This is a genomic window from Actinotignum vesiculae (assembly GCF_051267215.1).
GTDB lineage: Bacteria > Actinomycetota > Actinomycetes > Actinomycetales > Actinomycetaceae > Actinotignum > Actinotignum schaalii.
This window is the reverse complement of the sequence record NZ_JBOZGG010000011.1, coordinates 68,095-81,162: the sequence shown is the minus strand read 5'-3', so window position 1 is coordinate 81,162 and position 13,068 is coordinate 68,095. Positions and strand designations below refer to the sequence as shown.

Annotated in this window: 10 protein-coding genes; 6 read left to right on the top strand and 4 right to left on the bottom strand. The window is 61.3% G+C overall.

Annotation, left to right across the window (positions count from 1 at the left end; genetic code table 11):
• The coding region (locus tag ACRQHG_RS07005; RefSeq protein WP_435713368.1) for a hypothetical protein at positions 1-393 on the top strand (393 nt) is incomplete at its 5' end.
• A gap of 121 nt (positions 394-514) precedes the next feature.
• Positions 515-2,332, top strand: a complete 1,818-nt coding sequence (locus tag ACRQHG_RS07000; RefSeq protein WP_087070063.1) for an InlB B-repeat-containing protein — start codon at positions 515-517, stop codon at positions 2,330-2,332.
• Between the two features lie 221 nt (positions 2,333-2,553).
• Here the strand turns inward: ACRQHG_RS07000 and ACRQHG_RS06995 are convergent, their stop codons facing one another.
• The 3 genes from ACRQHG_RS06995 to ACRQHG_RS06985 form a co-directional block, all read right to left on the bottom strand.
• The gene (locus tag ACRQHG_RS06995; RefSeq protein ID WP_180948684.1) at positions 2,554-3,738 is read right to left on the bottom strand and encodes a cation diffusion facilitator family transporter; all 1,185 of its coding nucleotides are present in this window, start codon (positions 3,736-3,738) and stop codon (positions 2,554-2,556) included.
• A 331-nt stretch (positions 3,739-4,069) separates the two neighbouring features.
• Complete coding sequence (locus ACRQHG_RS06990; RefSeq protein ID WP_101595628.1) at positions 4,070-5,248, bottom strand: SKG-like transmembrane protein; 1,179 nt, start codon at positions 5,246-5,248, stop codon at positions 4,070-4,072.
• A gap of 304 nt (positions 5,249-5,552) precedes the next feature.
• Positions 5,553-8,417, bottom strand: coding sequence for an HAD-IC family P-type ATPase (locus ACRQHG_RS06985; protein ID WP_101595631.1), 2,865 nt, complete (start codon positions 8,415-8,417; stop codon positions 5,553-5,555).
• A 198-nt stretch (positions 8,418-8,615) separates the two neighbouring features.
• Here ACRQHG_RS06985 and ACRQHG_RS06980 point away from each other — a divergent pair, with 198 nt between their 5' ends.
• Positions 8,616-9,395: a hypothetical protein gene (locus ACRQHG_RS06980; RefSeq protein ID WP_435711000.1), complete on the top strand. Its 780-nt coding sequence runs from the start codon at positions 8,616-8,618 to the stop codon at positions 9,393-9,395.
• On the opposite strand, the gene ACRQHG_RS06975 is transcribed toward ACRQHG_RS06980, so the two are convergent.
• The gene (locus ACRQHG_RS06975) at positions 9,392-10,429 is read right to left on the bottom strand and encodes a sugar-binding transcriptional regulator (RefSeq protein WP_435719850.1); all 1,038 of its coding nucleotides are present in this window, start codon (positions 10,427-10,429) and stop codon (positions 9,392-9,394) included. The two genes, ACRQHG_RS06980 and ACRQHG_RS06975, sit on opposite strands and share 4 nt — an antisense overlap.
• 115 nt (positions 10,430-10,544) lie before the next feature.
• Here ACRQHG_RS06975 and ACRQHG_RS06970 point away from each other — a divergent pair, with 115 nt between their 5' ends.
• The 3 genes from ACRQHG_RS06970 to ACRQHG_RS06960 are packed head-to-tail and all read left to right on the top strand — an operon-like array spanning position 10,545 to position 13,064.
• Positions 10,545-11,534: a phosphotriesterase family protein gene (locus tag ACRQHG_RS06970; protein ID WP_026429010.1), complete on the top strand. Its 990-nt coding sequence runs from the start codon at positions 10,545-10,547 to the stop codon at positions 11,532-11,534.
• A 1-nt stretch (position 11,535) separates the two neighbouring features.
• A complete protein-coding gene (locus tag ACRQHG_RS06965; protein ID WP_087070059.1) occupies positions 11,536-12,192 on the top strand; it encodes a 3-dehydro-L-gulonate-6-phosphate decarboxylase in 657 nt (218 codons plus the stop codon).
• Positions 12,180-13,064, top strand: coding sequence for an L-ribulose-5-phosphate 3-epimerase (locus ACRQHG_RS06960; protein WP_234984425.1), 885 nt, complete (start codon positions 12,180-12,182; stop codon positions 13,062-13,064). The genes ACRQHG_RS06965 and ACRQHG_RS06960 overlap by 13 nt, the downstream gene beginning before the upstream one ends.
• The last annotated feature ends 4 nt before the right edge of the window (positions 13,065-13,068 follow it).

Sequence of the window (13,068 nt, the reverse complement as noted above, 5' to 3'; positions counted from 1 at the left end):
ACCTCAATAAGGCCGACTTTTCGTTGCTATGGCGGGGCAAACCCCGGATATAAGACCCACCATTTGTCTATTAACCCAAGCTTCAACAGCGAGCCCACAACAGGGTGCAAATCTACGCACTATTTTGGCCGGATTTCTGCTCTGGATTTGCACTACGCGACTCCGATGGTCCCCAATTTGCATCCTGAGGCATTCCCCGGTGCCCAGCTTCCCCGGCCGGTAGCTGCGCCGTCGGCCGAAGTGACATTGCTGGCCGAAGCTGCGCCGTCGCCGCAGCTGCGCCGTCGTACCGCACGAAACTGCGCCATAAACGCAAGCGCTCCAAAAATCTGCAAAATATTATTTATGTTACGTAAAACTGCGCGGCGTAAAATCAACATAAAACTTTTGTGAAAATGATCAATCACACAGTCGTGACCTGCGCAAACGCTGAATACCTTAAGAATTAACTCTCCAATTGTGATTTACTTGAGTTGAGTTTACTCATCACTCATCTAAGGTAAGGACACACCACATGCTCACGCGAAACCTTTCGAGGGTGCTGGCGGTGATCGCTGCTATTGCGATGGTCGTCGTTGGGCAACCCCTGCGGGCGGAGGCGGCGCCTCAGTCTGTTGATTTTAACTACGTGATCGGTGAGAAGATACAAAAATTTGAGTTCACCGCTCACAATCCAGATAACCCTTCGGAAAGTATTACCTATCCGAGCGACCCGGCCAAGCGTTACAACTACAAGCGAATTCCGGCGGGCTGGGTGCTCAACGGTCAGATCGTTATGCAGCCGGGCTGGAAGATTACCAGCACGGGCTCGGATCTGCTTTACCCCGATAACCTCGAGCAGAGCGTGACCGGGATCGGGAAGGACGCCGTCCTCACGTACCACGTGAAGGACGTGAAACCGACCGAAAATATTTACTTCCAGCAGATCTCCTACGAACAGTTCAATTACGCCACCTATGACCTCAACGGCGGTACCTGGACCGATAAGATTCCGACCGATCCGCTGCATCAGGCCCAGGATGGCTCGTTCTACAGCATGTTCATCACCCCGCACGGCACCGTGCAGAAGCCCACGGACCCGGTGCGCGAGGGTTACACCTTCCTCGGGTGGATTGGGAAGAGCACTCTCAATATTCCGGCCGTCGAGCCGCCCTACAAGTACAACGTGTACACAGTGGATAAACCTTACCGTTTCGACGAAATTGACCCGAACCGGCTGCTGGGATACCGCCGGCAAAACGTGGTCAATCTGACCGCGGCGTGGGCCAAGGAGCCGGCCCTCGAGGTGAAGAACATCGAGATTTGGGAGGGTGAGGCATTCACTCCTTCGGATATGGTCGTCTCCGCCACGGATTTTGCCGGCAAGGATCTGACCGATCCGGCCAACGGTGGCTCTGTCACGCCCGCGGGCGATTATGACAATGCTGTTGCTGGCGAATACCCCATCACTTTCACGGCGAAGGACAGCAAGGGCGGTATGGTTACTCGCACCGCGAAGCTGATCGTCAAGAAGCGTTGGACCCCGCTCATTCCCGCCCCGGAGCTCACGCTCAAGAACGTGGAAATCAAGGCCGGTGAGCCTTTCGATCCGGTGGATATGGTGGTTTCTTCCAGCGGCACGGCCGTGCCCAGCCCGGATAACGTATACGATCCGAAGACTCCCGGTACCTACACTCTCACCTTTACGGTGACGAACGAGCAGGGTGTGAAACGTACGGCGACGGCGCAGCTAGTTGTCAAGCAACCTTGGGTCATCATCGAAGCTGCTCCGGAGCTGAGCCTCAAGGATATGACCATCACCGTGGGTGATCCTTTCGATCCCGCGGATATGGTGGTGTCCTCCAGCGGCACCGCGGTGCCCAGCCCGGATAATGCCTATGACCCGAATACCCCGGGAACCTATGATTTGAGCTTCACGGTGACCGATGAGAAGGGTGCCACGGTAACTCGGACAGCGAAGCTGACCGTCAAGCCGAAGCCCGAGCCGGCACCGGAACCTGCGCCTGAGCCTGGAACGGAAACTCCGGAGCCGGGTGAGCCTGGAACTCCGGGTCAGCCGGGCAACCCGGGCCAGCCTGGTGACCCCGGTCAGCCTGGGCAGGCATCGGGTACGACGCCCAGCACGCCTGAAACTCCCGGAACTCCTGGTGAACCCAGCCAGCCCGGCACAACCGGTGCGACCGCTACCCCCGGCAAGCAGGGCACGGTAGCCAAGGCGGGCAGCCGTTCCCTCGCCCATACCGGTAGTGATGCGGCGGCGCCCTTCGCTCTGGGTGGCATGCTTGTTCTGGCAGGCGGAGCCCTCGTGGCTACTCGCCGCAAGAATTCTTAGGGCTGCTTGCTAATTGCCGGTGCTCTATTCTGCCGGTTATTCTGCCGGCTCGCTATCCCGCTAAGGCACTAGCAAAAACACGTGTGGGGGCACCTCCGATTGGGGTGCCCCCACACGTGTCTGCGGTTCTTATCAGCGGTCTGCGGTTGCTTTCGGTCACGCTCGCGGTATAGATGCTCGCGGCCCAGTGCTTACTCACCGCCCGCGCTTAGCGCCACTCTCTACCCATGCGGCACGTACTCACATTTGCTATGCTCGGCCGGCTCCAGCTGGAAAGTGGAATGCTCCACCTTGACCGGGAAATGCTCGGCGACGCACTGCTGGAGCTGATCGAGGATCCGCGGGGCGTGCCCGTCGAAGAAGCACTCATCCTCAACCACCACGTGGGCGCTGAGCACCGGCAGCCCGGTGGCGACCGTCGTCGCATGCATATCATGCACCCGAATCACGTGCGGCAGATTCTCCATATGCTGGCGCACTTCGTCCAGGTCCAGGCCCTGCGGCGTCGCCTCCATCAACACGTTGAGCGCAGTGGACAGAATCCGCAGCGCACGCGGAATAATAAGAATTCCGATGAGGATCGCGGCAATCGCGTCCGCGCCGCCCCAGCCGGTGAAGTAGATCGACGCCGCCGCCACGATCACCGCAACCGAACCGAGCGCGTCATTGCAAACTTCCAGGAAGGCGGCCTTCATATTGAGGCTGGCGCCGCGCCCGGTGAAGAGGATCAGCATGGAAGCGATATTGCCCAGCAGGCCGATAATGCCGAAAATCAGCAGCGGCGCAGCCGGCATCTCCGGCGGGTCGGTCAGGCGTTTGATCGCTTCGATGATCACGAAAATACCCACGCCGAGGAGCAGCGTCGCCTGCAAGCACGCGGAAATAATCTCCGCCCGAGCATAACCCCAGGTGCGGCGGTTGGTTGCGGGTTTGGTGGTGAGGTGAGCGGCCACCAGCGCCATGACCAGGCCGGCGCTATCGGTGAGCATATGGCCGGCATCCACAAGGAGGGCCAGCGAGCCGAGCCAGAACGCCCCGATCACCTCGGCGATCAGAATCGAGAAAGTAATACCGAGCGCCCAGGCGATGCGCCCGCGTTGCGCCCCGGCGCCGTGCACATGCCCGGGCCCGTGCTCATGGCCGCTGGCATGATCATGACCGGCAGCGGGAGCTACCGCGGTGGGCGTACGAGCCAGGTGGCATAGGTGCGCGTTGTCGCCATCCTCGCTAACTTCGCCATTTTCGCCGTTTTGGCCGGCCACGCTAAATGATTCGCCATCCTCCTCGGATGGCGTGCTCTCCTCCGACGCCGATGCGGCGGAGGCGCCAGAACTGCGCTGAGCGCAGGTGCATTGCCCGCCGGCGTGGTCGCCGTGCTCACAATGATAATAATTATTATTATGCATAACATAACCTCCTTGGGGCTCTGAGTGTACCTGCCCGCCCGTGTTTTCGGCAGGGTACGGCCTGTGATGCAGGGCATGTACGACGACGCCTATGTGGCCACGCGCATAATATGCAGTGATGTGGGCCGGGGAGGTGAGAAAGTCCGGGACGGTGAGCAAGTCCGGCGAGGCGGCGGGCGGAGCCAGCCGGTTGGGCCAGCGAGCCGCGGCGGCGAGGTAGCGGCCCGGGCCAGAATGCAAAGCACCCGGGCGCTAATTCCGTGAAAGGAATCGGCGCCCGGGTGAATGAATGCGCAATAGGCCCACGGGGGTGCTGATGAGGGCGACGCCCCTACTGCATTGTGATATCTATTCCGCAGGAGTCCATGACGAGGATGAAGTTGAGCAGGTCAGTCATGAACTTGGGGTCCTCAATTTCGTTGCCGGCCATGATGTCGCCCTTGCTGGCGCGTTCGATGACATCGATGAACTGGTCGGATAGCTTGCCCTGTGCGGCATTGCCGATGCAGGTGCCGACGTCGTCACGCGCAGGTTTACCAAATGCTGCGGTGAAGCTCGGGTCCTTGAGGAAGGTATCGAAGAGCGCTGCGATTTTTTCCGGCGGGTAGGTGTAGGTCAGCCCTTCTTTGCCGTCCTTACCTGTTGAGCCGCCCGAGTCACCGGAGGGTGCGGGGGCGGGCGTGGTAGGCGAATCAAGGATGGGTGCCTTGCTGGTTTCCGGAGCGGCCGTGGCGTCCGGGGTGGCGGGTGCGCTAACCGAAGGAACCGAGCTGGGATCGGGCTGCGCATCATCGCTGGCCTTATCCCGGTTGAGGAAGAAAATAAGGCCAACAACTAGAGCGATCAACGCGATGATTCCCACGCCGATACCAACAAACAGGCCGGTTTTGCTCTGCTTGGGCTGCTGACCGTAGCCGACCGGATAACTCCCGCGCGGACCATTCGGGCCGCCAGGTCCGTTCGGGCCACCTGCGCCGGGGTACTGATTGCCCGAGCCGCCCGGGTAGCCGGCGCCGCCATATTGCCCGCCGGGATAGCCCGGGCCGCCGTACTGCCCGCCCTGGCCGGAACCGTATTGCGGGGCCTGACCCGGATAATTACCCCGCTGCGGGTAACCAGCCTGGCTGCCGTAGTGATTGCCTTGGCCAGCCTGGCCGGGATACTGGGTGCCGGTGCCGGCGCCGGCCTGAGCTCCCGGATATGCGGGGCCGCCGTAGTGCCCGGCTTGCCCGGGTTGTCCGGCTCCGTACTGCCCGCCCTGCCCGGCGGCGCCATACTGGCCCTGACCGGGATAAGCGGCGGTAGGTGCACCGTAGGCCTGAGTGGGGTAATCGCCCGAAGGTGAGCTGGGCGTGGAAAAAGCTTGGGTGGGCGCGCTGGCAGCATCAGCTGCGCCGGCGGCTTCGGGCGCGCTGCCCGTGCCGGGAGTGGTGTTCTCGGAGCCGTGCGGAGGGAAAGCTCGGGTGGGTTCGCCGCCCTGCGGCGAACGGGTTGCGTCTTCTTCGCTCACGATAAATCCTAACGATGCGCGGGAGCGGCGCCCGGCAACTCCACGCGCTGACCGCGTACGGTAACCGGCGAAAACGCCCCCGATGTGACAGGTGGCTAGCCGCTTTCCGCGCGCCTCCGGATATGCCGGAGCGCCCGGTTACACGAGCCAAGCCACATTCATTCAATCAGAGAGCGGCCGGGAGCGGCAAGCAAGTTTCGCGTTTGCCAAGCTCAGGGGCCTTCGGCCAGCAGAGAAACATCCGCTACTTCGCGCTCGCATTCAGTGTCACGCGCGTCCAGCCTCACGCGCAGCTCAGCCCGTGCTACTTCACCGCAGCCGCCACACTCACCCTCGCGCCATCCCCCGCGCGCCGCTCCGCCGTCGCCTTCTTACGCAGCTCAGCCTGGGTGCGCTGCGCGGCCCGCTGCTCCGCGCTTTGCCAGAGCCGAGCCGGCTCCCCGAAGCGTAGCCCCAAGAACCACCACAGCGCCTCGATTAGCGCCGCGCCAACCGCACCCACCAGCGTGCCCAGGGCCATCGCCCCGGAGTTAGAGGAATCCAGCATGAACACGCGCTGCGTGAGGGGCCACAGGAAAATCACCCCGTAACCCACCAGCGGCAGCAAAATAAGAAGAATCTTCCACCAGACATAGGGCCGGGCCACCACCACGAGCACCCACGAGGAGGCAATAATCATCGTCAGGAGCGTCGCGGTGGACACCTGAGTCGCATATGCCGAGCTAGCTGCGCCGTCGTACAACATGACGTAGGTAATAAAAGTCGCAACCCCCACGATCAGGCCCGCCGGGAAACCGAAACGCATGACGCGCTGCACGAAACCGGGGCGGGCGGCGTCGTTATTCGGCGGCAGGGAGAGGAGGAAGGCCGGGATGCCGATGGTGAACCAGCCGGTGATCGTCACGTGAATTGGTACGAAGGGATAGGGCAGTGCGAAGAGTAGCACCGCGATGGCGAGCACCGCCGAATACACCGTTTTGGTGAGGAAAAGCCGCGCCACGCGTTCGATATTTCCGACCACGCGCCGGCCTTCGCCCACCACATGTGGGAGGGAGGCGAATTTATCGTCGAGGAGCACGATTTTCGCGACCGAGCGAGTGGCGGAGGTGCCCGAACCCATGCCGATGCCCAGGTCGGCGTCCTTGAGGGCGAGTACGTCATTGACGCCATCGCCCGTCATCGCGACAGTGTGTCCCGCCCCGCGCAGCGCCGCGACCATGGCGCGCTTCTGATCCGGGGTCACCCGCCCGAATACGGCATTCTCGTTGATCGTTTCCGCGAAGCTCGCCTCCGGGATGGTGCGCGCGTCCACGGGAGTGCCCACATCGACGCCGAGCTGCGTGGTCACCGCACCGACCGCCGCGGCATTATCGCCGGATATGACTTTGACCGCCACGCCCTGCGAATCGAAATAGCGCAGAGTATCGGAGGCGTCCGGGCGGATTTTCTGGTCTAGCAGAATAAAAGCGAGCGGCTCGAGGTTGCCGGGCGCGTTCGCGGCCGTGACCGGCGTATCGCTGCGGGCCAGGAGCAGCACGCGCTGGCCGGTGGCGGCGATGGCGGCGGCGCGCTCGCGGGCGGCGGCGAGGGCCGGGTTGCTAGACGTGGCGGCGCTGCCTGCGGCGGGGTCGCTAGTTGGAACGACGGCGCTAGTTGGGGCGGCGGCGCCCGCCGGGCCGTCCGCACTCGCCAGATCGAGGAGCACATCCGGGGCGCCCATAATCCAGTGCTGGCCATTGGCGAAACTCACCCCGGACCACTTCTTTGCCGAGGTGAACGGCTGGCGCTCGGCTACCTCCCACGGCTGGGCCGGCGCGCCGAGGGCTTCCTGGATGGCTTCCATGGAGGAGTTCGGGGCCGGGTCGGCCGCGCCCAGCTGGGCCAGGGCTTCCCGGGCGGTGGCCTGAGCGCGCGCGGCGGAAGTGGCGGCGTCGTCGTGCTGTTCCCGCGCGGTGCCGGAACTGGAACCGGCGCAAGAACTCGCGCCGCCGGAATCAGAACCGGAATCAGAACCGCTGCTCACAGCCGCGCCGGGCACCAACTCGAGCCCCGCGAAACGCAGGGTATTTTCGGTAAGAGTGCCGGTTTTGTCCACGGCGACGGTATCCACGCGCGCGAGGCCTTCGATGGCCGGCAGCTCATTGACCAGCACGTTCAGGCGTCCGAGCCGGATCACACCCAGCGCGAAAGCGGTCGAGGTGATGAGCACCAGGCCTTCGGGGATCATCGGCACCAGCGCGCCGGTGACCGAGAGCACGATGTCGCGCCAGTGCGCGCCGATGGCGGCCCAATCCAGGCCCACCACGCGGATCTGGCCCCAGATGGTCAGCAGCCCCACGGGCACCAGCACCCAGGTGATGGCTTTGAGGATGCGGTCGATCCCGTTTTGCAGCTGGGAATCGACGAGCGAGAATTTCGAGGCGGCGGAGGTGAGTTTGGCGGCGTAGGCGTCGGCGCCCACGCGGGTGGCGCGGTAGCTGCCCGAGCCGGAGGAGACGAAGGAGCCGGACATCATCGCGGCGCCGGGTTCCTTGTGGATGGAATCGGATTCGCCGGTGAGGAGCGATTCGTCCACCTCGAGGTAATCGGCTTCGGTGACGAGGCCGTCCACCACGACCTGCTCGCCGGCGGCGACCACGATAATATCGCCGAGCACCACCTCTTCGCGCGCGATTTCGTGCACCTCGCCCTCGCGGCGCACTCGCGGATGTGCTTCGCCGATAACCGCCAGGGAATCGAGGGTGTGCTTGGCGCGCAGCTCCTGAATAATGCCGATAATCGAGTTCGCAATAATGAGCAGGCCGAAAGCGCTATTGATCCACGAACCGGTGAGAATCACGGCAATAAATAGCACGCCGAGCATGAAGTTAATGCGGGTGAAAACGTTATCGCGCACAATCTGCGCGGCCGAGCGCCCCGAGCGGTCCGGGAGGGTATTCGCCTTGCCCTCCGCGGCGAGCTGGGCGGCCTGCGCGGCGCTGAGCCCAAGGGCCGGGTCGCTCGCGGGCACGTGCTCGTTGCCGGTGGTGGGGTCGGTGGCGGGATCGGTCAGGGCGAGGGACTCGGGTTCCCGTTGCGCGGGTTTGCTTGCGGCGGGGGCCGGGGCGGTGGGCGCCGGGCCGGGCGCGGTCGAGTCAAAGTCCCGCTGCGCGGGTGCGGCGTCGTTCATAAAAAACGATTCTAGGCAAGGAAGCTGGACGGCGGGTGAATGTTTCTTGGGTGCGGGGCGCAATGGGGCTGGGACGGCGCGGGCGGTGACGCAACGGCGCGGGCGGTGCGCAACGGTGTGGGCGGTGCTCGAACGGTGCGGGCGCGCCGGGTTGCGGTGCCCGTCACACTTACGCGCCGTGCGGCGGTAGCATGAGGTATGGCACGAAAGAATATTTTCCGCAGCGTCGCGGGAATCTGCGCGGTTGCGGCCCTCGCTTCCTGTAGTAGCACGACGACGCCGCAGCAGGCCGCAAGCACCCCGGCACCGTCGGCCGGTTCGGCAAGCGCTACCCCAACGGCGGGCGCGGCGGGGTCATCAAGCAATGCAGCGCCCTCGCCTGCTGCGGCTGGCTCGCCCGGTGCGGAACCCGCATCGGGGGAGGCGATCATGGCGGAAGCTCTGCGTGCGGTCGATGGCATGACGGAGTTCGAGGTCGGGGTGCTGCGCACCAATAACAGCTCTGGCCTGGATGATTGGGCTTCGCGACTCAGCGTCAATGAGCTGGTGCAGCGCTATGACGGGGATAAGGTGCTCGAATATACCATCAACGGGCAGCCTCCCAATAAGGCGAGCCTGGCGCCGCTTTCGAAGGACGATATGCGGTTCCTGATTCGCAGCGCCGATTACGGCGCCGAAAATGAGCGCGGGGTTGTATCGGGGGAACTGCGTCAAGGCACGAAACTTCCTTCACTGGGTACCCAGCTCATGGATACCTGCGCGCAGGATGGCGACTGGGTCATTCTCGCGGGCAGCGTGGGATATAACCGGCGCACCGGGGTGATCGAATACGTGGATTACATGGTGGAAAGCCCCGATTTCACTCAGGAAGTGCGCGGGCCGGACGGACAGGCTCGGGAGGAAAATATGGCCTGCCGCACCGTCTGGGACTTCCGCTCCGTGAACGGCTCGGTGATCGATAAGCCACCGGCGAGTTAGACCTCTTCAACGAGAGCCGCAGCGGTGTAATCGTCGGTAATCAAGGCGTCAAGATAGCCACCCACCAGCACTGCTTCTATAGCGGCAACCTTTTCCGTGCCGTAAGCCACCCCCACCACAAAAGGGATATCGCGCAGTTTAGAGGGGTGGAGGCACACGGTACGGCGGCACAAGGACACATCAACATGCTTTCCCTGGGCGTTAAGGTAGTGCCCGTTGAGGTGCGCCACCGCGTGTTTCCGAGCCAGCTCACGTTGAATCGGATGGGTGATCCATTTGCGCAGCAAGGGGCTAGAACCAGCTATGGACACCGCCCCGACTCCCACCAATGCCACATCGGCACGAGCGGCTAAATCCAAGGTGCGATGCACCGATGGTTCCTGGCTCATCGCCTGCGCAGCTAACTCGGTTTCAAACACCAGCGGTACGGGAAGAACCCAGTGGTTGCCCCCGAGTTTCTTCGAGGCGGCTCGGCATAAATCCGGGCTATCTATGAAGGGGAGTCCCGAACCGGTCATTCCCAGAATAGGAACGACACAAGACGAGGTCCAGGTGCGTCGGGGCAGTTTCGCTACCGTAGCGGACACCGCGCGACCATTAGAAATTGCCACGGTAGAACGAGGGTTGCAATGTGCCAGCAACACATCTGCCGCGGCGGAGCCAATGGCAGATTTAGTGTCCGCTTCGCTGGTGGCGACCACTCGTACTTCCTTGAGCTGGTAGGTATCGAGTAGCTGTTGCTCCAAACCAAGGAGACGTGCCGAGGGATGGGAAATTTCTATTTTCACAATCCCGGCCGCGCGAGCCTGTGCCAATAACCGGGAAACCGTCACTCGAGAGTAGCCAATTTCAGCAGCTATGTCGCTTTGCTTGGCATTATCAAGGTAGTACCTTTTGGAAACTTCCAGGAGTAATTCGAGGTGCTCGCGGTCATAAATAGTATGTGCTTCCTTGGACATATGTTCAGCATAGCTGATAGCACCACTTTCGGAGTGATGATTATCGCCGTTATTCGGCGTGAATCTGGTGCTCATTCATCAATTCACGGAACATATGTTCAAAATACTCCTTTTCTGCTTGACAAACTCTATCTACGCTGAATGCCAGGCCTCAGATAGAGGTAGTCAGTTGCAATCAAAGGAGAATGCAATGAGTTACGCACGCACAATCAAAGGTGATGTGGCGCCGGAGACCCTCGGGGTTGTAAATGCGCATGACCACTTGATTCGTACGGGAGCCGGGGAAGTGTACATTGACCCCGATCATTTGCTGGCGGATGTGGACAAGGCCGTCGAAGAAGGAACATACTTTGCCGAGGCTTCGCTGAAGTGGAGTCCTCACGGCGGCACGGTTGTGGACATGTGTCCGGCTAACTCGGGGCGTGACCTGGAGAAGTTGCTGGAAGTTAATAACCGGGTGCCGAATCTGCAGGTGATTGCCTGCACCGGTTTCCACCGCGAAAAGGTCTACCTCGAGACCCGTTCGCACTGGGTCAGCCGCTACACGGTCAACCAGATTGCCGACCTGTTGATTAAAGACATTACAGAAGGTATCGACCGTTTCGACTACTCCGGGCCTATCGTGGAACGCACCAAGATGAAGGCCGGGTGTATCAAAGTCGCGACTTCCTACGGCATGATTACCGATTTTGAATACAAGTGCATGCGGGCATGCGCTATTGCTTCCATTGAGACAGGTGCACCGATTAACACGCACACCACGTACGGCACCTGCGGGATTGAACAGGCTCGGGAGCTCATTAAGCTCGGTGTGCCGGCGGACCAGATTGCCATCGGCCACATCCAGCGCAATGCCGATGTGTGGTATTTGAAGCAAATCCTCGATACCGGAGCCTGGCTGGAGATTGACGGCACTCACCGAATCAAGTACCAACCGGATTCCAACCGGATCATGGAGCTGCGCGAACTTGGAAAACTGGGATACGGCAAGCGGATTATCCTGGGAACCGACTCGGGTAAGGCCTCCTATCAGAAAGCCTACGGTTCCGTGACAGGGGTTGACTTCAATCCTGCCGTGGATGGACCTCGCATGCTCGACGAAGGTTTTGATCGCGCTTACGTGGAAGACCTGCTGATGTACAACGCGCAGCGCTTCTTCACCATGCGTAAGGACAGCTAAGATGCGGCCACAACTGCAAATTGCCCTCGATACCTTAACTATGGAAGACGCGCTGGCGCCCCTGCAAAAAGCGCACTCCCAGATTGACATTATCGAGTGCGGCACCATCTTGATTATCAATGAAGGCCTACGGGCAGTGCGAGAAATCCGCGCTTTGTTTCCCGAAAAACCGATTCTGGCCGATGTACGCATCGCGGAAGCGGGTTCCCTCATTGCCCGGAATTGCTTCGAGGCGGGAGCGTCGTGGGTGTCCTGCGTGGCGGGTGCATCGCTGACCACTATTGAACAGGTGGTCAAGGTAGCCGAAGGTTTCCACGGCGAGGTGCAAGTGGAACTGGCTGAGGAACACTACACCCTGGAAAAAGCCCGGAAGTGGGCGGATATTGGGGTGAAACACGCCATCGTGAAGCGCTCGCGTGACTTGGAAGCCGCGGGGAAACTCACCTGGGGACCTCATGACTTCGAACGCATCGCGCAGTTGAAGGAACTCGGTTTCACGGTAACTATCACCGGAGGGATGAGCGTGGCTGACCTCGACGCATTCTCGGGGCAATACCCGGATATCATCATCGCGGGTCGCACTATCACCCAGGCCGAAGATCCCCTGGCGGCCGCCACCGCCCTGCAAACCAAGATAAGGCAGGTGTGGAACGCGTGACGCAGCGAAAAGAATCCACTGTCACCCTGGGAATCTACGAAAAAGCCTTGCCTAGCACAGATGACTGGGGTGTATTTTTCCGCAACGCCAGGGAAGCTGGGTTTTCCTTCGTGGATCTTTCCATCGATGAAAGCGTCGAGCGCATGAAGCGCCTCGAGTGGGATTACCGCCAACGGCAGAACGTGCGGGAAGCAGCAAGGCAGGCCCATATCCGTTTAGGGGGCATCTGTCTTTCGGCGCATCGGGCAGTCATGCCTGGTTCACAAGACCCGCAGATGCGCCAGCGAGCCCTTGAACTGTACCGGAAAGCGATTGATTTCTGTGTGGACATGGGTATTCCGGTCGTGCAAGTGGCGGGTTACTACGCCTACTACGAACCTCACGACCCCGATGCGGCGCAACGCTACCTGGAAACTCTTGCCCTCGCCTTACCCTACGCGGAACAACGCGGCATTATCCTCGCTATCGAAAATGTGGATGGGAACGACCTCGCAGCTATACCTGACGTGGTCAAAGTTCTCGAGCAGCTGCCCTCGCCCTGGCTGCGCATCTACCCCGATATCGGCAACATTGCCGAACACGGCGGGGATGCAACCAGCGAATTGGCAGCGGGGGAAGGGCGCATGGTCGCTTTGCACGTCAAAGACGTACTTCCCGGACAACCTCGACGGATACCGCTGGGCGAGGGATGTGTCGATTTCCCGGCAGCCTTCCGAGAACTCGCGCGTCAGAACTGGAGTGGCAGAATCATGCTCGAAATGTGGAACGACGACGCTCCGGACTCAATCGCGAAGTGCATCGCCGCACGCGAATATCTTGAGGTGCTCCTGAGGCAATCAAACATTATCGTCATTCCCCCAGAAAGGACGTAACCGT

Bases quoted from the DNA above. Each gene is read 5' to 3' on its own strand.
- ACRQHG_RS07000 (WP_087070063.1), top strand. From the start codon at position 515: ATGCTCACGCGAAACCTTTCGAGGGTGCTGGCGGTGATCGCTGCTATT.
- ACRQHG_RS06995 (WP_180948684.1), bottom strand. From the start codon at position 3,738: ATGCATAATAATAATTATTATCATTGTGAGCACGGCGACCACGCCGGC.
- ACRQHG_RS06985 (WP_101595631.1), bottom strand. From the start codon at position 8,417: ATGAACGACGCCGCACCCGCGCAGCGGGACTTTGACTCGACCGCGCCC.
- ACRQHG_RS06980 (WP_435711000.1), top strand. From the start codon at position 8,616: ATGGCACGAAAGAATATTTTCCGCAGCGTCGCGGGAATCTGCGCGGTT.
- ACRQHG_RS06975 (WP_435719850.1), bottom strand. From the start codon at position 10,429: ATGAGCACCAGATTCACGCCGAATAACGGCGATAATCATCACTCCGAA.
- ACRQHG_RS06970 (WP_026429010.1), top strand. From the start codon at position 10,545: ATGAGTTACGCACGCACAATCAAAGGTGATGTGGCGCCGGAGACCCTC.
- ACRQHG_RS06965 (WP_087070059.1), top strand. From the start codon at position 11,536: ATGCGGCCACAACTGCAAATTGCCCTCGATACCTTAACTATGGAAGAC.